Origin of the sequence: Sphingobacterium sp. UT-1RO-CII-1 (assembly GCF_026711005.1) — a bacterium.
GTDB lineage: Bacteria > Bacteroidota > Bacteroidia > Sphingobacteriales > Sphingobacteriaceae > Sphingobacterium.
Window position 1 is genome coordinate 384,689 of record NZ_JAPPVJ010000005.1, and the last position, 22,891, is coordinate 407,579.

Genomic DNA, 22,891 nt, shown 5'->3' on the forward strand with positions numbered 1-22,891 from the left:
AAACACTTTAAAAATATGAGAAAAACACTTCAATTAGATCCGAAAGACAATGTCATCGTAGCTTTACAGGACTTAGCCATCCACGACACAATAAAAGATGAAAGCCATACATATAAACTCCTCGACAACATACCAGCTAAACATAAGTTCTTCGCCACAGACTTAGCTGTTGGAGAGCATATTATCATGTATGGAAATGTGGTAGGCACCGCGCAAACCGATGTAAAGAAAGGTCAAATCATGACCACATCAAACTCAAAACACGCAACATCAAAATATTCCTACAAAGGCTACCAACATGACTGGGTACGCCCCGCTATAGATCAATTCAAAAACCGCACCTTTAAAGGATATATACGAGATGATGGCAGGGTGGGTACGGCTAACTACTGGCTTTTTATTCCTACTGTATTTTGCGAAAACAGAAATCTAGATATTATCAAAGAGGCATTAATAGATCAGTTGGGATACGGGGTTCCTAACAATTATAAAGACTATGTTAATGAATTAATAGCAGCATATAAAAAAGAAGATTCTGTAACAACTATTTCGCTCGGCACACCCGGAAATAATACAAGCAAAAGACTTTTTAAAAATATAGATGGTATAAAATTTTTAACACACCAAGGCGGGTGTGGCGGAACACGTGAAGATGCTGTCATATTGGGCAAACTTTTAGCTTCATACATTGACCACCCCAATGTTGCAGGAGCAACAATACTGGGCCTAGGATGTGAAAACCTACAGCTTAAAGCGCTAGAGGAAGAACTTCAGAAACGCTGCCCTAACTCTACTAAACCCGTACTGAAGTTCGAGCAGCAACAAGTAGGAACCGAAAGCGCATTGATACAAAAAGCTATACAAAAAACCTTTGAAGCATTGATAAACGCCAATACAACCACACGTTCCGAAGCGCCTTTACATAAACTGGTATTGGGTGTAAAGTGTGGGGGCAGTGATGGCTTTAGTGGCATCTCAGCCAATCCTGCAGTAGGTTACGCAGCAGATCTACTCGTTACTTTACAGGGCTCTGTATTACTTGCCGAATTTCCTGAACTATGTGGTACAGAGCAAGAACTACTTAACCGCATGAAAAAAGAAGAACATGCCGAAAAGTTCATTAATCTCATGGAAAGCTACGGGCAGGCAGCAGAACAAGTAGGCTCGGGCTTCCACATGAACCCTTCGCCGGGAAATATCCGAGACGGCTTAATTACTGATGCTATGAAAAGCAATGGAGCCGCTAAAAAAGGAGGAAACTCACCAATAGTTGATGTCTTGGACTATACAGAGCCGATACGCAATACAGGACTAAATCTAGTGTGTACACCTGGCAATGACGTAGAGGCTACAACGGGCAAAGCCGCCTCTGGCGCTACCCTGATTCTCTTCACCACCGGCTTGGGAACACCGACCGGAAACCCCATATGTCCAACAATTAAAGTCGCAACAAACAATGCGCTCCAACAAAAAATGCCTGATATTATTGACATCAATACGGGTGCTATTATAACAGGCGAAAAGACTATTCCTGAAATGGGTGCAGAAATTCTTGAACTTTGTATAAAAGTTGCTAGCGGTGAAGTTATTCCTAAAGCTGTAGAGTTACAGCAGGATGATTTCATCCCTTGGAAAAGAGGTATAAGCTTATAAAACAGCACACATAATCTCCCTCATTTTTATTGAGGGAGATTACCCATTAATCACAAAGAAAGCTTAATTAAAAAAACCGAACTACCCTTCGTAATGGCTTACCAGCTTACGCGAGCTATAAATAAACTTATACGCCAATATATCTGCTATAGGCATATTTATATATTCCCCCCGTGACTTGTAATGTTCTATCAACCGTAAATAAATAGGCTCTTTCGACAAAATTTTATCATTACCTATTAAAATCATTTGTTCACGGGCTCGTGTTAAAGCAACATTTAACTTCCTGTCCACATCACCATCATCATTCAAACTGACTATACTTCGTAGCTGATGAGTACTGTTCAACGAAAACGAATAAATAATAATATCACGTTGGCTACCTTGAAATCTTTCAACAGAATCTACTGTTATAACATCGTAATAAGGAAGTTTAGCTTCCTCCATTTTTTGCTTTATCAAAGCTATCTGATTACGAAAAGGAGCGATAACGCCTACTGTCTTTTTAGGGTCAAAAACCTTATCGTTACTCGCATATATTGAACAAATTTCCTGAATCAAACATACCACCAAATCTGCTTCACATTCGTTATACTTAGTATATGCTTTTCCAACTTCAGGATTATTAAAATAAATCATCCGTCTTGTACTTAGCAAATTTGCCAACGAATTCTCATCGGCTGTTTTAAACGGCAGGTCCGAAACTTGCCTACTCAACAATTGCTGCTGCTCTTTCTTCAAGCCGGGCGTATCGTACGCTTCGGCAAGCATCCCGCCATAAAATGCATCATTAGGAAACACAGCAATCTGCTGATGCATTCGCCCCTGATAAGTAAGACTACCGTAAGCATCCTCCAACTTATTCTTTTCACAAAACTTATAAAGTCTTTCAAACAAAGAATTGTTTCGATTCATTAAACCAATGCGATGCAATTTTACATTTGTGGTTTTCGACCGCTCTGAAGGTTGCAGCGAGATCGCAGGCAACTGTTTATGGTCCCCTATCAATATAAATTTTTCAGCATGCCCCAAAACACCTATCAAATAAGGTTCTAATATCTGAGAAGCTTCATCAACAATAACGTAATCAAATTTCTTAAGGTCATAAACCTGTTCTTTGCTATTCATAGAAGCAACGGTCGAAATATAAACCTGGTAGCTCGTTAATAGAGCTCTTACATCAGCACGTGTGAAGCGTTTTCCTTTTTTTTCCAGTTCTAGCTTTTTTCGGCTGATAACCACATCTAACAGACTGCCTCTATGCCTTTCGGAGCACGACAAACTATTCCCAAAACGGATAAAGTAATCACTACAAGCTCCCCCCAGCGCTTCTAAAACAGCATCACACAATTCATCAACAGCCCGATTCGTATAAGCCAAAATTAAGATGTTTTTTTTCGTCCCAACCAGCTCTTTCACTAAGTTTCTCACAATAATGGACGTCTTGCCTGTTCCCGGCGGACCATTCAGCAGAAAATAATGGTCTGCCGATAAAGCTTTATTAATAACCTGCTGTTGTTCAAAAGATAGCGCATCATTTTCATAGCCATAGTTTCTACTACTTGTAGGTCTTTTCTGTGTCAGGATCAAATCTCTAAACTCTTTCTCAAACCCTAAAAAACGATACATATTCCTATACATAGCAGTAAAAGAACCATCCATTGTATCCGTCTCCAAAGCCCAGAGCCCCTCAGGTCCAAAACTATCAAAGTACTTCGTGTTTCTTTGCTTATATTTGAAAACCACCACCACGCTATCCTTATTAATCGCTTTAATCGTGCATTTAAAGACCTGGCTTTTAGAAACGACATCTCCCTCCCTATTTCTGGGGTACAATAAGCATAAATCTCCCTGTCTAAAATTAGTATGATTATTTCCTAAATTTGTTCGTCTAAACTCAATACTCTTTGTCTCCTCATCAATTGTATTAACAACAATAACCAAGTCATAGAGTATCTCAAATTTATCTTTTTTCTCCTCAAAACTATCCAGCCACAGCTTCGAGTTACCTTGTTGATATGCATCACCATCAGCCCCACCTACTTTACTCAAAAATTGTTCGTAAGCAATATAACTTACATAAGATGCAAGATAAGAACGTTCCAACGCTGATGACTTTTCCATACGTTGCCCGAAACTATCAATCTGAGGTTCTAAAAGTCGACGAAAATTTAAATTAATATTTTTATTGATAAGATTCTTCGAATTAATCTTCCCTAGCAAAGACATTGTCAAAGCCTCATCATCTCTTAACAGAATATATTCCTGCGCGATAATCCTATTTCTAAGATTAACCACTCTTTGAAACTCTTTAATATAAACAGCTATACCCCGTAAATTATCTTTCTCAGGTTTCGAATACATCACATAGCCTTGCACTTTCCTATTGAGCTTATCTAATGATATATTTTCCACCTGCGAATACAACAGATAATACATAAACAACTGTGCCTGGTGATTTTCCTTTACTCCTGCGCCATCATCAGGAAATGGCGGACGCCCCGATTTGAGTTCTACCACTTTAGATATGGCTCCATCTTTTCTCCAATCCAACATATCCATCCTTCCTTGAATTCCATATTTTTCCGAAAGAAAAGAAGGTTCCAAAGAAACATTATCTAAATCAATATCTATCGTGGTAAAATCTTGCTGAATAAGTTCTTTTATTTTTTCAAAATGCCGTTCACTATCAAAACAATAATCTCGAAAATCAGGTGCTTTACTTATATCCTTACAAGTTGAATATTCTAATGGATTAGCCTTAAAATGTTGAATAAAAGTATGACTAAAATCCAGCGAATTTTCTTTAGTAGAAAAAATCTCATCAACTACTAGATTCGCATAATTACCTAAAAGAATATGTTTGGAGTTGGCAACAGACTCAAATTTAGATTTCAGAAAAAACAATTCACTATGTCCATAATCCTGCAGGCATTCTGCAATAGCCGACACATCCAACAGATAATCAGGCTCGAGGACAACTAGCTTTGGGTGAAAGACTCCCTCAGCATCCATATTAATATCAATAAGATACAGAACGGCTCCTACCCAAAAAAAATCAAATGATGGGAATAAACCATCTACAAACTCGTCGTCTACCTGTACTCTTATCAGGGCATTAGCCTCAAAGCCGTGCTGCAGCTCCCTATTACCGCTAATATCCAGCTGACAAACGAGTTCCCGATCTTGTATTTCAATAATAGAAACCTTAGCATCTTTAAAGCTCGTTCTCTCTACACTCCGTGTCTCAGTATAGGGTTTTGTCCCTTGCGTGAACTCGGTCGGAATTTGTACTTGATATATATTTCTAAGCATCTTCCCCACCAACGATACATGATATATATACAATTCTTCTGTAGGTATATAATTTTCATGGAATACTTTATTTGCAGTAACTCTTACATCTTGAATTGTAGAAGCAATACCATACTTACTGCAAACAAAACTAAGACGAGAAAACAAACCTGAAAACTGAACAGACTCACTATACGTCAACCCTTTACACATCTTATCTAATAAGACACGCAGTTGTAAATATCTTTTATCAATAGGTTCTGATACGTTGTAGTAAAGATTCTCAAGCTCATCTACAAATTCCAACATCCCCAACTTATCCGCCATAATCTGTGTTATGCACTATTAATTAATAATCAACACCTTTTACTCCTCTACTAAATACTCTTCACCCCAAATACCTAAGCTATTATCACGGGCATATTTTTGCGATTCCAGAAATAAATCAGCATATTTAACATTAGGCTGCACAGTCATAATAGTAGCATAGCCATTTCGCACCATATGTTCATTAATAAACTCTCCATCAGCAGTATACACATAAGCCAGGGTACGTCCATATCTATCCAGCGAATCTACATCAAACTGAACCCGAACGGCACTTCCCAATATTAAGTCGGTTAAATATTCTTTTGAGACCTCACCGTAAGGATGCTTTTTTTTATGAAAAACATTCCGGGTTTCGGGCGCATCAACCCCAATCAAACGTATCTTCATCTCACTACCTAAACTATCTTGCACCCAAAAAGTATCACCATCTATAACTTTATTTACCCTATACCACCCATCCTCAAGGGCTTCGTCTTCAACTAAAAAAATATCCTGTAAAAACTTAATGGCATCGGACTGACAGCTCGTAAAATTAAAAAACAAGCAAAATATTAAAAAACAAAACCTCAAATCTCTCCTATTTATAGCCTACAAAAGAAGCAAAACATAAATTTTTATGCAGAATATCAACTTTCGAAAAACCCACTTCTTCCATCAGGTTCAGTTGATACATCAAACTTCTCGGCGAATCCTCTTTCGCTATATAAGCAAAAACATGGTCACGGTAATTTTCATCTTTCAAACTTGTTAAATAGCCACCATACAAATCATGGTATATATACTGCTGCAAATTATCATCAACCTGATGTACCAAATCAAAAATCCACAAACTACCACCTTCTTTAAGCAGCGAGTATAGCTTACAAAAACACGCTACCCAATCATCATTACCCCGCAAATGATGCAACACATTCGTAGCAATAATCACATCGTAAGACTCTTCTTTAAAGTCCAACGTCCTAAAGTCTCCTTTCATTGGTAAAACCTTACCTGTGGTTTCAGCAGAGACACGCTGCACAGCACGATCCAACATGTTTTGACTTAAATCTACCAAAGTAACATCGGGGTTCCCCACTTTATGCAATAGCTTAACGGCATAGTTCCCAGCGCCGCAACCAATATCAAGTACCGTTGCTAAATCCGTATACTGCCTAGAAATAGCTTCTGTCATCAGTTCCAAATTAAAAACAGCATCTAAGGTTGTCTGCTGTGCCGTCTCTAAATTTGAAAACCGTTCAACATCGTTATCAAACCGTTCTTCTATCTCTTTAATCGTCGATTTATTATTCATATGTGTTTCTAATTACTAGGTGAGCTTGCAAGCTCAGTTTGTTCTTTAATTGTCCTATAATTGTCCTAGGAAATATCCTTCCCTTTACCTTCATGTAAAAACTAAGCATTCAAGTTATACAATTTCCAGACGAAATAAAAGAGTCTCTCTTATAGATGATAAGACATTCTTCTCTTAAAACAGTATACTAATTTAAATTTCATAATTTTGATTAAAATTATGAAGATGATTACAATCATCCCAGCATACACTTTAAAAAAAGCACCATGAAACTATATAGCATAGATACCGGATTTTTTAAATTAGATGGCGGAGCAATGTTTGGAGTTGTGCCAAAATCAATATGGCAGCGCACCAACCCTGCTGATGAACGAAACCTATGTACTTGGGCAAACAGACTCCTACTCATAGAAGACGGTAAAAAACTCACCTTAGTAGACACCGCTCTCGGCGATAAACAAGATGAAAAGTTCTTCGGACACTATCATCTACATGGAGATGCCACGCTTGATCGCTCTTTAGCTGCACATGGATTTCATAGAGACGATATAACGGATGTCATTTTAACCCATCTACATTTCGACCACGTAGGCGGAGCTGTAAAAAGAGAAAAGGACCTGCTAGTGCCTGCTTTTAAAAACGCTACTTTCTGGAGCAATCAAAAACAATGGGACTGGGCTATAAATCCTAACCCAAGAGAGAAAGCCTCCTTTCTGCGTGAAAACATTATCCCTTTACAGGAAAGCGGACAGCTCAACTTTATAAAAGAAAACGAAATATACAGTCCCGATATTTCATTTCGTTATGCCTACGGACACACCGAGGCTATGATGCTACCACAGATAAATTATAAAGGTTACACCATACTATACATGGCCGATCTTCTTCCCTCTGTCGGTCATATTCCTCTTCCTTATGTCATGGCTTACGATGTTCGCCCACTAACAACAATGACCGAAAAACAAGATTACTGGCAAGAAATAGTCGACAAAGAGTACATCCTCTTTTTAGAGCATGACCCCGTCAATACTTGCTGTACACTTCAACATACAGAGAAAGGCATTCGTCTCAAAGACACCTTTACATTAAATGATCTTTAAAATACTCAGTAGGAAAATGTAAATTATGACCCTACATTTTCCTACTATTTAATCTTCAAAAACCACTTCACCTTCTTTTAGCTCTTTTATACGTGCCAAAGACTCCACTTGAACACTCTCTAAGCCTGCTAAACGTTCTGCACCTTGCTGAAAAGACTTCTCAATTATAAAACCCATTCCTATTAGTACAGCACCTGCCCTAGTAACTAAATCATGTACTCCTAAGGCTGCATTACCATTAGCCAAAAAATCATCTATAAATAAAACTCGGTCATCGCGACCTAAAAACTCTTTACTCACACAGATATCGTAGGTGCGGTCTTTTGTAAACGAATAAACCTGTGCACTAATCATGTCATCCATTGTCTTAGGCACTGCTTTTTTCACAAAAACAACCGGCAGCTCTAAAAGATATCCCAACATAATAGCCGGAGCTATACCACTTGCCTCAATAGTAATAATTTTATTAAAAGATTGCCCACTAAAACGACGCATAAACTCTACAGCAATAGACTTCATCAAAAGAGGATCCATCTGATGATTAATAAAGCTATCTACTTTTAAAATTCCTCCATTAAAACTTTTTCCATCACGAAGAATTCTATCTTTTAATAATTGCATATGTAAGTATATTTTTAAAACAGCTCCTTATCAATGCCCATTAGAGCTATAAAGCAACCATAGCATAAGGACAATCGTATAAAAGATGCAAATATACGAGAACTTGCTTAAGAAATTAGCTGTATATAATAATATCAGCCCCTCTTCACATTTATAAAAACAAGGACAGTTAAAAAATGACTAACTTGTATTCCATATATACAAAAATGATAAAAGTAATTTTTAATCCTTCCAAATTAATACTATGCATGCATAATATTAATTTATATATTTATATTTGGTTAAAACCCTAAAAGATAGTTATGATAAGTCAAATCATTTTTTTTATTCTTTTATTTTCTGCTGTATTTTTATTTAGTAAAAATGCACGTAAAATCTATAGAAATATAAAACTGGGTCAGCCACTTAATCGTAGCGACCGCCCTGGAGAACGCTTAAAACTAATGCTGCTCGTAGCATTTGGACAAAAAAAGATGTTCAAAAAACCGCTACCGGCAATTCTCCATCTTTTTGTATATGTTGGTTTCTGTATCATAAATATAGAAATGCTGGAGATAGTTATTGATGGTTTATTCGGAACCCACCGTATACTTTCTGCGCTAGGCAGCTTCTATAATTTTTTAATTTTCGCCTTCGAGTGGCTAGCACTGGGAGTATTGGTAAGTTGTGTTATATTCTTTATACGAAGAAATCTACTGAATATTTACAGATTTAAAGGGATTGAATTAAAAGACTGGCCAAAGACCGATGCCAATTTAATTCTAATCACTGAAATACTTTTAATGGCTGCTTTTCTCTTTATGAACGCAGCGGACTATTCATTACAGCAACAGGGCGCGGCCGGCTACCATGAAGCAGGAGCATTTCCCGTAAGCCAGTATTTAAGCGCTATGCTTCCCGAATCTGCAAATACTTTGGTGTTCATAGAGCGTTTTTGTTGGTGGTTTCATATCATAGGCGTTTTTGCATTTCTGAACTATCTTCCTATTTCGAAACATTTGCATATTATTCTTGCTTTTCCGAACACCTACTTCTCCAAGCTTGAACCTAAAGGCCAGTTTACTAATATAGAGTCAGTCACCGCTGAAGTAAAGTCTATGTTAGACCCATCTATTCCGCCTCCAAGTGGTGAAGTGGCTCGATTTGGAGCAAAAGATGTACACGACCTGACCTGGAAAAACCTTTTGGACGCTTATACCTGTACAGAATGTGGCCGATGTACCGCAGCATGTCCGGCAAATATTACCGGAAAACTACTTTCTCCTCGAAAAATCATGATGGATACCCGTGATCGCTTAGAAGAAGTCGGACGTAATATTTCAAAAAACGGCACTTTTAAAGAAGATGAAAAGTCATTAATAGACAGTTACATAACGAGAGAAGAATTATGGGCCTGTACCACCTGCAATGCCTGTGTCGAGCAATGCCCGGTTAATATAAACCCTTTAGAAATCATTGTCGGACTAAGGCAATACGCTGTTATGGAAGAGTCACAGGCACCTAGCAGTATAAACGCTATGTTTAGCAACTTAGAAAACAACGGCGCCCCTTGGAAATATTCGCAGGCCGACCGTGCGAATTGGGCAAATAAATAAAATAATACAACGTATGGAAAATAATATTCACGTCCCAACAGTAGCCGAGCTACTCGCAAAAGGAGAATCTCCAGACCTATTATTTTGGGTAGGCTGCGCAGGAAGCTTTGATGAAAGGGCACAACGAATAACCAAGGATATATGTAAAATATTACAGCATGTAGGTATCAAATACGCTATCCTCGGAACAGAAGAAAGCTGCACAGGAGATCCTGCAAAACGGGCCGGCAATGAATTTTTATTTCAGATGCAAGCGATGATGAATATAGACATTCTCAATGGCTACGAAATAAAAAAAATAGTAACCGCATGCCCGCACTGTTTTAATACGTTAAAAAATGAATACCCGAGTTTAGGCGGGCATTACGAAGTTATCCACCACACCGAACTTATTCAATCGCTGATAGACGAAGGCAAGCTAAAACCCGCAGACGGAAACACCTTTAAAGGCAAAAGAATAACATACCATGACCCTTGTTATTTGGGCCGGGCGAACGATGTCTACGAAGCTCCACGTAAAATTCTTGAAACATTAGATGCTGATCTTGTCGAACTTAAGCGCTGCCGGAGCAATGGTCTTTGTTGCGGCGCCGGGGGGGCACAAATGTTCAAAGAACCCGAACCTGGAAAAAAAGATGTAAATATCGAACGCATCGAAGATGTCATAGAGACAAAAGCAAGTTTAGTAGCCTCTGCCTGCCCGTTTTGTATGACCATGCTCCAAGACGGTGTAAAAATAAAAGAGCAAGAAGCAAATATAGAAGTCCTAGATATCGCCGAAATTACAGTAAAAGCAAATAAGTTATAAACTTTTACAAACCCATAATAAAAAAACGCTTTGTATAAATATACAAAGCGTTTTTTTATTTCTTTGAAGTGCCCAGGAGCAGATTCGAACTGCCACGCCCATAAGGCGCCACCCCCTCAAGATGGTGCGTCTACCAATTTCGCCACCTGGGCTTATTCTATCAGCAAAAGTAACGTTTTTTTACTCCATTTGAAAAGAAAATTAGCGTATTTAAACTACTCTTCCTTTAACTCTCTGTCTATCAAAGTCTGTATAATTCCATCAACCAACCCCACACGTGGCGCAACAATATTCTTCAGCTGTCCCACCTTCATAATCGTCAGAAATATTTCCGCTGCCGGAATAATAACATCAGCACGATCTTGCTTTAACCCCAAAACATGAATACGATCTTTAAGCGAATACGAGCTTAAATAATCATATATAGCTTTAAGCTTTGCAAACGATATGGGTTTATCTTCTTTTTCATTCGCAAACCGTGACAATTTGTTCATATTTCCCCCTGTACCTATTCCATAAATATTCTTATACGGTTTTGTAACTCCACGAACCCACTCTTTCAACTCTTGCCATATCTCGGGGCTGTCCTGATTATCCAAGATCCGGATTGTGCCTAAATTAAACGATTTTGACGCCACAACTTCTGCATTCGCAAACAGGGAAATCTCCGTGCTCCCCCCTCCGACATCTATATATAAATACACTTTGTTGACATCAATATTATCACGCAACTGACTACTATAAATAATCTTCGCTTCCTTACCTCCATCAATAATATTGATATCAATGCCAACCTTCCCACAAGCCACAACAATCTCATCTCCATTATCGGCCTCCCGCATCGCTGAAGTTGCACAGGCCATATAATCAGATACCCTATAAACATCCATTAAATTTCGAAAAGCCTGCATCGTCTTCACCATATTATCAAACTTAGCATCAGAAATATGATGATGAATAAAAGCATCATCCCCCAACCTCAAAGGCACACGAATAAGCGCTTCTTTTTTAAATTTAAAAGGTACTTTTTCTTTATTTACCTCCGCAATTAATAATCTAACTGCGTTTGATCCTATATCAATAGCCCCGTATCTCACAAATTATATCTGTTAAAAGTAAAACGAAATTTCACAATATTACTCAAATCTACATTAACCTGTTGTTAATTTTCAGTTAATTTAAAACAAAAAAGGAATATGCTTCAGCATATTCCTCTAATTAATATTTCTTTAACTGGCCTATTTTTGTTAGTGTCCAGTGTGTGCTTCCTCTTTACCTCCTGCTAAAATATAAAGCTCACTTACCTTTTCAAGATTAGCCTTTGCAAAGTCTTGCAAGCCTGCATTTGTATTTCTAACAATGCGCTCTATCTGCGTCTTAACAGCTGCAGCTTCCTTTTGTGCATGTAACAAATAAGCCTCATCACTGTAAACCTTCAAATCTGCTTTTGCAGAATCAGCTGCTACACCAAACTCTTCCGCTTTAAATACCTCTGCTCCTCTGATCGGGAAAACAACCTGATTTACTATAGCTAAGTTATCCATAGCAGGCAGAAGTGAAGCATAAACCTCTTTAGATTTCGCAGCCACCTGTTTTGCCTGTGAAGAATTAGCTACTGTCTCTACATAGTCTGCATAATCCGCTTCATATACAGCTTTAGCTCCAACAATCTGAAAAAACTGATAAGCGTCACCATCAACTAAAGTTGTTTGCGTAAAATTCAGTTGATTATCCGTAGCCGTTTTAGGATTACAAGAAACCAATAAAGCACTTGCACATACAGCTGCAACAAATAAAGTATTAAATTTCATCTCTCTTTTGTATTTATCCTACAAAATTAAAAAAATAATCGACTTCCTGTCTTAAAATAAACAACTTAGTGTACATTAAGCGATATTTCTTCCAGCATTGACCACTCCATAAATCGTACGGGCTATTAATTTTCTAAAAACAGCTTCTTTTTTATCAGATATCTTTCCTTGCGCTAATGATCGGATCGCATAATGCTGAATGATAAGCAACGGTAATACAATCTTCTCCCGTGCCAATATCGAAGCACGATCCACAGGGTAATCAGCCATCAATACATCCGAGTTACTTAGTTTAAGAGCATATTTTTTGGTAAGCTCAAACTCCGCTCTCAAATCTTTCCAAAACTCTCCAAAAGTCGGATCGTACTGCATATATCCCGTTAAGTCAAAATTAGACTTTGTCATAGACATCATACAATTGTCTATAATGGTTTTAAACATACCTGAGCTTTCGTACAAGTTTTTAACATAAGACCACAGGTTGTTCTCTTCGGCCCAGCGCAAAGCTGTACCCACACCATAAAACCCAGGTATATTTTGCTTCAGCTGGCTCCATGAGGTCACAAAACTAATCGCCCGCAGATCCTCTAAACGCAACTCTTTTCCCGAGTTTCTCTTCACTGGCCTACTACTGATATTCACCTCAGAAAGTTGTTTTAAAGGGCTCATTGTTTCTAAATACTGTAAAAACAACGGATGCTTCCGTAAGCCCATAAACTTCACGTGGCTTTCGTGTGCCATCTGATCAATAACTTCTTTCTGCTTAGCGGTCAGTGTATCACCATCCTTTTGTTGAATTTCAGAAGCTATCCCCGCTTGCAGCAACTGCTCAATGTTGTAGCGAGCACTCTCAACAGAACCATATTGGCTACTGATCGTTTGCCCCTGAATAGTCAACTGTATATGTTCATTTGCAATTTCTTTCCCCATAGAGGCATAAAAACGTTGTGTTTTACCTCCTCCACGTGCTGGTGGCCCTCCACGTCCGTCAAAAAACACCAAATCAACATCATACTCACGGGCAATGGCGGTCAACTCGATTTTAGCACGGTAAATAGACCAGTTGGCCATTAAATACCCTCCGTCCTTCGTACTATCTGAAAAGCCTAACATAATGGTTTGCTTATTACCTCTTCTCTGCAAATGCTCGGCATATGAAGGGTTAGCGTACAAACTACGCATCACATCTGCTGCTCTTGACAAATCGTCAACCGTTTCAAATAATGGTACAAAGTCAATACTTAAACTTTCTTTGCTCCAGCCACGCCATAAAAACAACTGCATCAGACTTAAAATATCCGATGCCTGCTGGCAATTACTAATAATAAAACGCTGCGCAGCACGCTCACTCCCCGAACGTTGTATAGCTTTCAAAAGCTCTATTACTTCCAACGTATCAACAATCAGCTTGTCTGCATCGTCACCATAATTAAAATCAAATTCATTGAAAGTAATTTGGTTCTGCTTATCAGTTTCAGACAAACTAGTTTTATCCAAATCAATACCAGTCTCCGGAAAACGATTAACAAGATAGTCAAAAGTATTGCGCAGTATACTGCTATCCTGACGGATATCTAGCGTTGTAAAATAACAGCCAAACGTTGTTACCTTACGAATGAGATCTTCCACAAGTTCTACAAAAAGCCCATCATGCTGCTCTTCCAAAACGCTCTTAATTGCATGAAGATTTTCCAATATCAACGCTGTATCATCTTCCGGGTTTTCAATCGGATTAAAACTATTCTCATAAAAAATATTTTGTAAAACCCCCAAATACTTCTCCACGCCCCTAAAGGTGATACGTCTTTTTACCACTCTAAAGTCGCGGTAATAGCAACGGAAAAGTATTGTTCTCAGCATGGCAGCTACTTTTTTAGTGCTCTCTGCTGTAACATTTGGGTTTCCGTCACGATCCCCTCCTGGCCAAAAACCTAACTCGATCAATTGCTTTACATCTTCCATGGGCAACTCGAGATCCGAATCAATTTTTGACTGAATCTCCGATGCTACTTTATAAAAAACATTCTCTAAAAACCAAGCTAAGCTTGCAGCTTCATCCACGGGAGTTGGTTGTTCCTTATTAATAAACGGTGTTTTCCCCAACTGTTGAAGCAACTGTTGAATATTAGGGAAGTCATTTGTTTTTAAAGCTTCTATCAGATCCGTAATAATGGCTAACACCGGCCCAGGGTAAAATTGCGTAGGGTGTGCAGTTAATACAAGTCGGACCGAGAAATCGCGCAATTTATCAACCACCTGCTTCTTCAATTCGGGATTATCTTTCGAGCGCTGAAAAAGCGCCTGCAAAACCCCAAACTCATCCGACTTACCTACAGCTTGAAATGCAGAATCCTCTACCGCATCAAACAAAACCACCTGCCGTTCTATATATTGAACTATTCGAAATAAAAAATCAATACGATCATCCGCTTGCACATACTGTTCGTATTGTCCGAAAAAACTCTCTATAATATTTTCAGGCGTTAAGTTTTCCTCCACCCCCTTCTCGCAATGTGTTGTAAAAAAAGGAAGAATCGTTCCAGTATGTTTCACACTTTGAAAAGGCAAAGTCAAGAAAAGACTCTTGTATAGATCAAATCGTGTTAGAACCTCATTATTAAAGACAGATTGTTTTTGACTCAATTTCATGATTAACTATAAGAGATAAGTAATGAACGAACGGTTAATTCTATTCGAACCGGACTAAATTATACAATAATTACATTAAATACAACCATAATATGAAATTTAAGTATTAAAAAATTATATTTTTTATCAAAAAACCAACAAAACAGCATATTCGCAAAACTATTGTTAGAAACCTAGGTCAAACAACGCCTAGCCTAGCATAAAGCCTTTCTACCACTATAAAACTACACAATTCGCAAAACAATAATAACCCCGCACGAATAAATTTGCTATATCTTTCATACAACCGGATAACTTACTATTTTTATGTAAATTTGAACAACCTTATACAGTTCTCACATTTTACTATTTCTTAACTATGCATAAAACAAAAGAAATTTCACATTTCTTAAATAGTCAATACTTTGCGGAAGGCATCAAAATCACACTGGGATGTATAGCCCCCATTCTAGTGTGTGCTTATACAGGCTATTTTGAAGTAGGAACGTTAATTTCTTTAGGTGCACTTGTTGTCGGCTTATCAGACACACCTGGCGCACCTTCCCACCGGCGGCTCGGGATGCTTTCAACATTACTTTTATGCTTAGCTTGTTATTTTATCATTATACATGTCAATTTCTCGATAAGCTTAACAACCATAACATTTGCCATCCTTACTTTCCTGCTGGCAATGCTCGCTGTATTCAATGCACGTGCTGCAACCGTAGGAACGATGTCAACACTTATTATGGTATTTAACATCCACCCGGACTTGATCGCCGCCAACAAATGGCTATACATGCTTTACATAGGTATCGGTGGTCTGTGGTATATGCTCATCAGCATGTCTATGATGCGCATCCGCCCTTATCGTATAGCGCAGCAGCAGCTATCAGAGTCCATTAGACAAGTAGCCGACTACATCCGTGTTAAAGCTGATTTTTATGACCTCAAAATCAATGAAGATAAAAATTACTTAAAGCTTATCGAAACGCAGGTCAAAGTACATGACGAGCAGGAGTCGGTCAGAAATATATTGTTTCAGAGCAAAAGATCAATTAAAGATACCACAAAAATCGGGCGTTATCTTACGCTTGTCTTCCTAGATATGGTCGATCTATTTGAACAAAGCATGACCACTCAATATGACTACAGCACCATACGCTCGACCTATGGGGCCACGGGGGTACTTTTGTCATTTAAAAATGTCTTACTCAAAGTCACTCATGAAATGGATAATATTGCTTACGCAATAAACGCCAACCGCATCCCCAAACCCACCTATAAGTTTGACAACGATATCATCCAGTTAAAAGCTGCTCTTGATAAATTGGATGAAGAGGGAGTAAACACCTTCCCTTTAAAAAAGATTATTATAAATATACGTGATATCGTTAAGTTTTTAGACAATATTTACAGCTACGGTTCATCCAATCTTTCGGAAATCCCTAAAGAGGAGATGGACTCTGTATCCCAGTTTATCACGAAAGACCAAATTGACTGGAAAAAGTTTAAAGACAACCTCAGTCTAGAGTCATCATTTTTCAGACATGCACTCCGGACAGCTTTAGTCCTATCGGGCACCTACCTAAGCCTCCGACTTATGGACTTCAATCCAAACGGAATATATTGGACTTTATTAACCATACTCGTCATTTTAAAACCGGGGTTTGGTTTAACCAAGGAAAGAAATTTCCAACGGCTTATCGGCACAATAATTGGCGGTATTATAGGTGGAGTTGTCGTTTTTACTATTGATGACCCTACGATCCGTTTCGTCCTGCTAATTCTATTTTTCTTGATAGCATACAGTATGTTCCGGGTAAACTACATCGTGGCCGTCGTCTTTGTAACCCCTTATGTCCTGATACTGTTAAGCTTTAGGGGCATGAATAGTCTAGAGCTTGCACAAGAACGAATATTCGACACTTTTCTAGGTGGAATGATAGCATTCCTCTCCAGCTATATTATATTCCCTAACTGGGAAAGCTCCCAATTTAAAGGCAATATGCGAAGCCTGTTAATAGCCAACTATAACTACATAGCACTAGCCGTACAAAGGCTCAATGGTCAAAGCATATCTGTCACCGCCTATAAGTTGGCAAGAAAGGAAGTCTACATTACATCCGCCAACATGGGGTCAACCTTTCAGCGCATGTTGACCGAGCCTAAATGGAGACAAACCTACACGACGGATGTCAACAGGTTTGTCATATTAAGCCACATCTTATCATCCTACACAGCCAACTTACTCACCCAAGTGAACAAAACCTATGTAGAGCTTTTCAACAAAGAGCATGTAAACTTATTAAAAAGGATTTTATCCGAAATCGAAAAAGCGATCTTACTCCTGCCTGATGACAGCAGAAATAGTGCTTTCACTCCTTTCCAAGACTTTCCCACGCTACAAGAATGTGTCCATGAAGAAGAGGATGCAAATTTAATTACGGAACAATTACAGTTTTTAAGTAAAATTTCGAGAGATTTACACAAAGTAACACAAGACCTATCTCCTCAACAGATAGAAGGTCACACAGCTTGAAAGAATGAATAATTATTTTGACGTATTAATAATAGGCGCAGGCCCCATCGGTTTGGCTTGCGCTATAGAATTGCAAAAAAAAGGACTATCTCACATTATATTAGAAAAGGGCTGCTTGGTCAACTCATTGTACAACTACCCCGTCAATATGACTTTCTTTTCATCAGCCGAACGTCTCGAAATCGGAGATACACCATTTGTTACTACTCTTCCGAAACCAAAACGCGCAGAAGCCTTAGAATACTACAGACGGATAGAAGATAAATTTGCACTCAACACCCACCTTTTTGAAGAAGTGCAAGAAGTAGTAAAGAAAGAAAGCCTCTTCTTTGTGAAATCCTCAAAAGATAATTATGTTGCAAGATACGTCATCATTGCAACAGGTTTTTACGACATTCCTACTTCTTTAAATATACCTGGCGAAAACCTACCGAAAGTATCCCACTATTATAATGACCCACATTATTATGCAAAGCAGAATGTGGTAGTCATTGGCGCAAGCAACTCCTCCGTAGATGCTGCTCTAGAGACTTTTCGTAAAGGTGCGAATGTCACGATGGTCGTTAGAGGTCCTGAAATTGGGCCACGGGTTAAATATTGGGTCAGGCCCGACGTAGAAAACAGAATTTCCGCAGGCGAAATTAAAGCTCATTTTAACAGCCAGTTACTTGAAATAACAGAAAATAACGTAAAAATAAATACGCCACAAGGTATTCTTGAAATCCCGAATGACTTTGTTTTGGCTCTAACTGGTTATCAGCCCAATTTTGATTTTCTACGCAAAGTTGACGTTAAAATAGACACAACGAATGCCATGATTCCGCAACACAACGAAAGCACTATGGAAACTAATATTCCAGGGCTTTACCTCGCTGGCGTAGTCTGCGGAGGATTAAACACACATCTTTGGTTTATTGAAAACTCAAGAATTCATGCCGAAATTATAACCAAACATATTGTAGAACAACAAGCATTACGGACGTAATCCTCGCAGTAAAATAGACATCATTTTTTTCTGTTTACGCAAAATACGCTCAAACTCTTCAGGTGTAGGGAATAAGAAATTATTGTTACATTCTTTATTTAACACACCTGTTCGCATGCCCATTAGAGCAAAGAGAAAAATCTCTGCAGTTTCTTCCAATCCGTCCACCACAATTTCATTATTCTCAACCCCCATCTGGAGGATACGAACAAATTGCTCTTTAACTTTTTCAAAGAATGGGCCTAAGCTTTTCGTCATTTCGCAGGGGTTCTGAATAAACAGAGAGGAAGAATATTCAAACAGATTATAATTCTCTTTCATAGTCTGCATACGCACTTCCAAGGTAAATAAAAGTGCTTTCTCCACACTTCTGGACTTCATCAGGTATGTATCCACACGATTAACCATTTCGTTAATCACATACTCCATTACTGCCGTATATAAACTATGCTTATCCGGATAATAATAATACAGTAAAGCTTTCGAGAACGACAGATCCTTAGCAATCTCTGCCATCGTCGTTTTCGCCATCCCAAAATGGGCAAACCGACGCTTAGCAACTTCCAAAATTTTAGCTCTTTTTAAATCAACATTCTTCGACATCAATAATTATTACTTTAATACTGTTGTTTATATTATCTTTACACTATAGTATAAAGTTAGTCCTTTTTTTGATTTATTAAAAGGATCAGTCAACATAAAATGACAAAACACATCCATCAAAACGCTTCATTAAAAGCATATAACACTTTCGGAGTCGATGCATCATGCAATAAACTCATACATATTTATTCAGAGAACGAACTGCCAAACATCTATGAACAAGGCTATTTCGATCAAAACACATTCATTCTAGGAGGTGGCAGCAATGTCCTTTTTACGAAAGATTATCCGGGCACTATCCTGAAAGTTGATAATAAAGGAATTAGCCATTTCATCGAAGGAAATTACATCTATATAACAGCTAAAGCTGGAGAAATATGGAATGACTTCGTCTGGTATTGTATTGACCGTGGTTTTGGCGGAGTCGAAAATATGGCGCTCATCCCTGGTACTGTTGGCGCCTCCCCTATCCAAAATATTGGTGCTTACGGCACCGAGCTCATGGATGTATTTTATAGTTGTCAAGCATTTGACACCCATACTGGCAGCTTCACTAGCTTTAGTAAAGACGATTGTAAATTCACTTATAGAGACAGCATATTTAAAACAGAATATAAGGGACGCTACGTTATCACTGCTGTTACTTATAAGCTATCTCTACAACATAAAATAAACACCTCTTACGGTGCTATAAACACCGAATTAAGCCGCAAAGGAATAAACAACCCTACTATAAAAGAAGTAGCGGAAGCGGTTTCAACAATTAGAGTAGAAAAACTACCCGACCCTTCAACAATCGGCAACGCGGGCAGTTTCTTCAAAAATCCTATTATAGCAACAGATTTTCTCCAGAGCCTTAAAGAGAAATTCCCTGATATCATATACTATATTGTAGACGACAGAAAAGTAAAACTAGCTGCTGGCTGGCTGATTGAACAATGTGGCTGGAAAGGAAAAAGAGATGGAAATGCTGCTGTTTGGAAAAACCAAGCACTGGTTCTCACAAATACTGGCGAAGCTTCGGGAACAGAAATTTACAACCTATCGTCTAAAATAATGAACGATGTGTATCAAAAGTTTAATGTAAAACTAGAACGTGAAGTAAATGTTTTATAATTTTTTGAAAAAAACATCATTTTTTTGCTAAAACTGAACAAAAAGCGACCAAGAGCATAGTAAACAGCTATTTATATTCAACAAAAAAGACAATTATTAACTTAATAATAATCTAAAATTTATTCATTTTTAACCTGTTTTGAAAAGTTTAGCACAGCGTTTGTATTGTTTATACCAAACGCTATACTTCATATGGCATGAGGTGTTGCCTATTAATGACTGATTGATTAACGATCAATTAGTATTTGTAAACTTTTTAATCCAATCAATAATGAACAAATTAGAATTCAATGCCTTGATTACGGATCATGCTGACTCATTAAAGGTCTATGCAAGAAATTTCACTAGAGATCAGGATGACGCAAACGACTTAGTACAAGAAACATTATTAAAGGCAGTAACCTATTTTAAAAACTTCAAAGAAGGCACCAATTTGAAAGGTTGGTTATACACCATTATGAAGAACACCTTCATAAACAATTACCGCCGCTTAGTAAAAACTAATTCATTTATAACCAAAGAAGAAGAAATTACGAGCGCAAACTTATTTGTTTCCGCCAGTAAAAACCGTGGAGAAAGTAAATTTATTATGGACGACATCAATGATGCCCTGTCCAACCTATCCGACGAATATTATATACCTTTCACCATGTACTTTGAAGGCTACAAATACCACGAAATATCAGACCACCTCAATATTCCCATAGGTACCGTCAAGACACGTATACATGTGGCAAGAAAGTCAATGAAAAAAACATTAAACGCCTACAAATTCACTAATTAAAGCTGTACCTTTAATTAGTGAAGCAAGAAGACAAACTTCCTACTATCAGTAGGGCACAATTATCTTTAAGAAATGGGCAGGATAAACCTGAAATATGGGTATGCTACCAGGGGCAAGTATATGATGTTACCGCAAGCAGATTATGGCGAAACGGACAGCATTACGAACATTGGGCTGGACAGGATCTGACGCAAGAACTTCAGGACGCTCCGCATTCGGCACATGTTTTCAAAAAGTTTCCGATTATAGGCCGATTAGCCTAAAATCGGAAACCACTATCTAAAAGTAATATCAAACCTAGAGAGCGCAACAAATTGACGTATTCTCTGATTGATATCTTCTTGCGTCAATTCTAACAACCGCTCGTTTCCGAATTTCTCCACACAAAAGGAAGCTAAAGTTGATCCGTAAATAACAGCGTTCTTCATATTGGCAAAGTTTATCGTTTTTACTTTCGCCAAATAGCCTATAAATCCGCCTGCAAAAGCATCTCCTGCTCCGGTTGGGTCAAACACTTCAGCCAATGGTAATGCTGGAGCAGAAAACACTTCGCCCTCACCAAACAGCAGTGCTCCATGTTCTCCTTTTTTAATGATAAGATACTTCGGCCCCATTTTCAATATGCTATCAGCTGCTTTCACTAAAGAATACTGTCCAGACAGTTGGCGGGCCTCTGCGTCATTAATAGTCAGCACGTCTACTTTCAACAAAACCTTTTTTAGATCGTCTAGAGCAAAGTTCATCCAATAGTTCATCGTATCCAAAACGACCAGCTGGGGCTGATGGGCCAAGCGCGCCAAGGTCGACAATTGCACCTGTGGTGTAAGGTTTCCCAGTAATAAATATTCACAATCTTGATAAGTCACCGGAATTTTAGGATCAAAATCAGCCAGTACATTCAACTCTGTTCCTAACGTATCACGGCTATTCATATCATTATGATACCTGCCGGCCCAAAAAAAGGTCTTCCCCTCTTTCACAATTTCAACACCGGTTATATCAATTCCTCTAGATTTAATCACATTCAAATTATCGTCACCGAAATCCCCTCCCACCACACTAATCAATTTCGTTTTACTATATAAGTAAGAAGCTGCTATACCTGCGTACATAGCGGCACCTCCAACAATTTTATCAGTTTTTCCAAAGGGTGTTTCAATGGCATCAAAGGCCATCGTACCGACGATAACTAAACTCATGCTTTTAAATTGCTTATAAACAAAAAAACCGGCTGAATAGCCGGTTTAAATATTGCTCCTGAAGCTGGGCTCGAACCAGCGACCCTCTGATTAACAGTCAGATGCTCTAACCAACTGAGCTATTCAGGAAACTCGCCTTTAAAGCAGGCTACAGGGCCTTTTCTAAAGTGATACAAAGATAGCCAAATCTTTTACAGATGCAAAATAAATTACAAAAATATTCAACTTTCTTCTACCGGTCTACGCAAGCTGTTATAAAACAAGCCTTAAGCTTTTACTAGTTAACCTATAGGCTCGGCTTTAAAACCTTTGCTTTTAATAATCGCAACGACCTCATCTTCCGAAATACCTTTCGAACTTACCGTCAATATCTTATCCGCATTAGCCGTGTCCACATCCCAGTGGCACACACCTTCTGCACTATCCAGATCTGCTTTTACTTTTGATACGCATCCTCCGCAATTGAGGTTTGTTTTAAATTGAAACTCTTTATTTTCCATTGTGTTTTTTTTAAAAATTTATTACTATTAC

General features: G+C 38.3%; 19 protein-coding genes and 2 tRNA genes. 9 read left to right on the top strand and 12 right to left on the bottom strand.

All coding sequences use genetic code 11. The features are described from left to right. Window positions 1-15: 15 nt before the first annotated feature. Entirely contained in the window at window positions 16-1,653 is a 1,638-nt protein-coding gene (locus tag ORI89_RS13415) for a UxaA family hydrolase (protein WP_268231001.1), read from the top strand. 81 nt (window positions 1,654-1,734) lie between these two features. Here ORI89_RS13415 and ORI89_RS13420 read toward each other — a convergent pair whose 3' ends face one another. The 3 genes from ORI89_RS13420 to ORI89_RS13430 are packed head-to-tail and all read right to left on the bottom strand — an operon-like array spanning window position 1,735 to window position 6,568. Next, window positions 1,735-5,274 (bottom strand): AAA domain-containing protein, encoded by a 3,540-nt coding sequence (locus ORI89_RS13420; protein WP_268231002.1) that lies wholly within the window; start codon window positions 5,272-5,274, stop codon window positions 1,735-1,737. A 39-nt stretch (window positions 5,275-5,313) separates the two neighbouring features. After that, a complete protein-coding gene (locus ORI89_RS13425) occupies window positions 5,314-5,820 on the bottom strand; it encodes a thermonuclease family protein (protein WP_268231003.1) in 507 nt (168 codons plus the stop codon). A 34-nt stretch (window positions 5,821-5,854) separates the two neighbouring features. After that, complete coding sequence (locus ORI89_RS13430) at window positions 5,855-6,568, bottom strand: class I SAM-dependent methyltransferase (RefSeq protein WP_268231004.1); 714 nt, start codon at window positions 6,566-6,568, stop codon at window positions 5,855-5,857. A gap of 266 nt (window positions 6,569-6,834) precedes the next feature. Here ORI89_RS13430 and ORI89_RS13435 point away from each other — a divergent pair, with 266 nt between their 5' ends. Next, window positions 6,835-7,668, top strand: a complete 834-nt coding sequence (locus ORI89_RS13435) for an MBL fold metallo-hydrolase (RefSeq protein WP_268231005.1) — start codon at window positions 6,835-6,837, stop codon at window positions 7,666-7,668. Between the two features lie 48 nt (window positions 7,669-7,716). On the opposite strand, the gene xpt is transcribed toward ORI89_RS13435, so the two are convergent. After that, on the bottom strand, window positions 7,717-8,289 hold the full coding sequence (xpt, locus tag ORI89_RS13440; protein ID WP_268231006.1) for a xanthine phosphoribosyltransferase: 573 nt from the start codon (window positions 8,287-8,289) through the stop codon (window positions 7,717-7,719). A gap of 302 nt (window positions 8,290-8,591) precedes the next feature. Between xpt and ORI89_RS13445 the strand changes: the two genes are divergently transcribed. Together ORI89_RS13445 and ORI89_RS13450 are read left to right on the top strand one after the other, a co-directional pair. Beyond that, complete coding sequence (locus ORI89_RS13445) at window positions 8,592-9,884, top strand: (Fe-S)-binding protein (RefSeq protein ID WP_268231007.1); 1,293 nt, start codon at window positions 8,592-8,594, stop codon at window positions 9,882-9,884. A 13-nt stretch (window positions 9,885-9,897) separates the two neighbouring features. Then, complete coding sequence (locus ORI89_RS13450; RefSeq protein WP_268231008.1) at window positions 9,898-10,692, top strand: (Fe-S)-binding protein; 795 nt, start codon at window positions 9,898-9,900, stop codon at window positions 10,690-10,692. Between the two features lie 69 nt (window positions 10,693-10,761). On the opposite strand, the gene ORI89_RS13455 is transcribed toward ORI89_RS13450, so the two are convergent. The 4 genes from ORI89_RS13455 to ORI89_RS13470 form a co-directional block, all read right to left on the bottom strand. Continuing rightward, window positions 10,762-10,844 (bottom strand) — tRNA-Leu (locus ORI89_RS13455). Between the two features lie 63 nt (window positions 10,845-10,907). Beyond that, entirely contained in the window at window positions 10,908-11,789 is an 882-nt protein-coding gene (locus tag ORI89_RS13460; RefSeq protein WP_268231009.1) for a Ppx/GppA phosphatase family protein, read from the bottom strand. Between the two features lie 150 nt (window positions 11,790-11,939). Beyond that, window positions 11,940-12,503 (bottom strand): hypothetical protein, encoded by a 564-nt coding sequence (locus ORI89_RS13465; protein ID WP_268231010.1) that lies wholly within the window; start codon window positions 12,501-12,503, stop codon window positions 11,940-11,942. A gap of 75 nt (window positions 12,504-12,578) precedes the next feature. Continuing rightward, complete coding sequence (locus tag ORI89_RS13470; protein WP_268231011.1) at window positions 12,579-15,152, bottom strand: phosphoenolpyruvate carboxylase; 2,574 nt, start codon at window positions 15,150-15,152, stop codon at window positions 12,579-12,581. Between the two features lie 358 nt (window positions 15,153-15,510). Between ORI89_RS13470 and ORI89_RS13475 the strand changes: the two genes are divergently transcribed. Both ORI89_RS13475 and ORI89_RS13480 read left to right on the top strand, forming a co-directional pair. After that, window positions 15,511-17,673, top strand: a complete 2,163-nt coding sequence (locus ORI89_RS13475) for an FUSC family protein (protein ID WP_268231012.1) — start codon at window positions 15,511-15,513, stop codon at window positions 17,671-17,673. A 4-nt stretch (window positions 17,674-17,677) separates the two neighbouring features. Continuing rightward, complete coding sequence (locus ORI89_RS13480; RefSeq protein ID WP_268231013.1) at window positions 17,678-18,658, top strand: YpdA family putative bacillithiol disulfide reductase; 981 nt, start codon at window positions 17,678-17,680, stop codon at window positions 18,656-18,658. Here the strand turns inward: ORI89_RS13480 and ORI89_RS13485 are convergent. Continuing rightward, window positions 18,647-19,261 carry a TetR/AcrR family transcriptional regulator gene (locus ORI89_RS13485; protein WP_268231014.1) on the bottom strand — a complete coding sequence of 205 codons (615 nt, stop codon included), beginning with the start codon at window positions 19,259-19,261 and terminating at the stop codon, window positions 18,647-18,649. The genes ORI89_RS13480 and ORI89_RS13485 overlap by 12 nt on opposite strands. A gap of 99 nt (window positions 19,262-19,360) precedes the next feature. On the opposite strand from ORI89_RS13485, the gene murB reads away from it, so the two are divergent. From murB to ORI89_RS13500, 3 genes are all read left to right on the top strand, one after another. Further along, on the top strand, window positions 19,361-20,377 hold the full coding sequence (gene murB / locus ORI89_RS13490) for a UDP-N-acetylmuramate dehydrogenase (protein ID WP_268231015.1): 1,017 nt from the start codon (window positions 19,361-19,363) through the stop codon (window positions 20,375-20,377). Window positions 20,378-20,648: 271 nt separating this feature from the next. After that, on the top strand, window positions 20,649-21,161 hold the full coding sequence (locus ORI89_RS13495) for an RNA polymerase sigma factor (protein WP_268231016.1): 513 nt from the start codon (window positions 20,649-20,651) through the stop codon (window positions 21,159-21,161). A gap of 17 nt (window positions 21,162-21,178) precedes the next feature. Next, window positions 21,179-21,424: a cytochrome b5 domain-containing protein gene (locus tag ORI89_RS13500; protein ID WP_268231017.1), complete on the top strand. Its 246-nt coding sequence runs from the start codon at window positions 21,179-21,181 to the stop codon at window positions 21,422-21,424. 12 nt (window positions 21,425-21,436) lie between these two features. Here the strand turns inward: ORI89_RS13500 and ORI89_RS13505 are convergent, their stop codons facing one another. The 3 genes from ORI89_RS13505 to ORI89_RS13515 form a co-directional block, all read right to left on the bottom strand. Continuing rightward, window positions 21,437-22,360 (bottom strand): PfkB family carbohydrate kinase, encoded by a 924-nt coding sequence (locus ORI89_RS13505; protein ID WP_268231018.1) that lies wholly within the window; start codon window positions 22,358-22,360, stop codon window positions 21,437-21,439. A 55-nt stretch (window positions 22,361-22,415) separates the two neighbouring features. Then, window positions 22,416-22,489 (bottom strand) — tRNA-Asn (locus ORI89_RS13510). Window positions 22,490-22,641: 152 nt separating this feature from the next. Further along, window positions 22,642-22,860 (bottom strand): heavy-metal-associated domain-containing protein, encoded by a 219-nt coding sequence (locus tag ORI89_RS13515; protein WP_268231019.1) that lies wholly within the window; start codon window positions 22,858-22,860, stop codon window positions 22,642-22,644. Window positions 22,861-22,891: the final 31 nt, after the last annotated feature.

Bases quoted from the DNA above. Each gene is read 5' to 3' on its own strand.
- ORI89_RS13435 (WP_268231005.1), top strand. From the start codon at position 6,835: ATGAAACTATATAGCATAGATACCGGATTTTTTAAATTAGATGGCGGA.
- ORI89_RS13420 (WP_268231002.1), bottom strand. From the start codon at position 5,274: ATGGCGGATAAGTTGGGGATGTTGGAATTTGTAGATGAGCTTGAGAAT.
- ORI89_RS13445 (WP_268231007.1), top strand. From the start codon at position 8,592: ATGATAAGTCAAATCATTTTTTTTATTCTTTTATTTTCTGCTGTATTT.
- ORI89_RS13465 (WP_268231010.1), bottom strand. From the start codon at position 12,503: ATGAAATTTAATACTTTATTTGTTGCAGCTGTATGTGCAAGTGCTTTA.
- murB (WP_268231015.1), top strand. From the start codon at position 19,361: ATGACAAAACACATCCATCAAAACGCTTCATTAAAAGCATATAACACT.
- ORI89_RS13480 (WP_268231013.1), top strand. From the start codon at position 17,678: ATGAATAATTATTTTGACGTATTAATAATAGGCGCAGGCCCCATCGGT.
- ORI89_RS13505 (WP_268231018.1), bottom strand. From the start codon at position 22,360: ATGAGTTTAGTTATCGTCGGTACGATGGCCTTTGATGCCATTGAAACA.
- ORI89_RS13515 (WP_268231019.1), bottom strand. From the start codon at position 22,860: ATGGAAAATAAAGAGTTTCAATTTAAAACAAACCTCAATTGCGGAGGA.
- ORI89_RS13495 (WP_268231016.1), top strand. From the start codon at position 20,649: ATGAACAAATTAGAATTCAATGCCTTGATTACGGATCATGCTGACTCA.
- ORI89_RS13475 (WP_268231012.1), top strand. From the start codon at position 15,511: ATGCATAAAACAAAAGAAATTTCACATTTCTTAAATAGTCAATACTTT.
- ORI89_RS13470 (WP_268231011.1), bottom strand. From the start codon at position 15,152: ATGAAATTGAGTCAAAAACAATCTGTCTTTAATAATGAGGTTCTAACA.
- ORI89_RS13485 (WP_268231014.1), bottom strand. From the start codon at position 19,261: ATGTCGAAGAATGTTGATTTAAAAAGAGCTAAAATTTTGGAAGTTGCT.
- ORI89_RS13415 (WP_268231001.1), top strand. From the start codon at position 16: ATGAGAAAAACACTTCAATTAGATCCGAAAGACAATGTCATCGTAGCT.
- ORI89_RS13450 (WP_268231008.1), top strand. From the start codon at position 9,898: ATGGAAAATAATATTCACGTCCCAACAGTAGCCGAGCTACTCGCAAAA.
- ORI89_RS13430 (WP_268231004.1), bottom strand. From the start codon at position 6,568: ATGAATAATAAATCGACGATTAAAGAGATAGAAGAACGGTTTGATAAC.
- xpt (WP_268231006.1), bottom strand. From the start codon at position 8,289: ATGCAATTATTAAAAGATAGAATTCTTCGTGATGGAAAAAGTTTTAAT.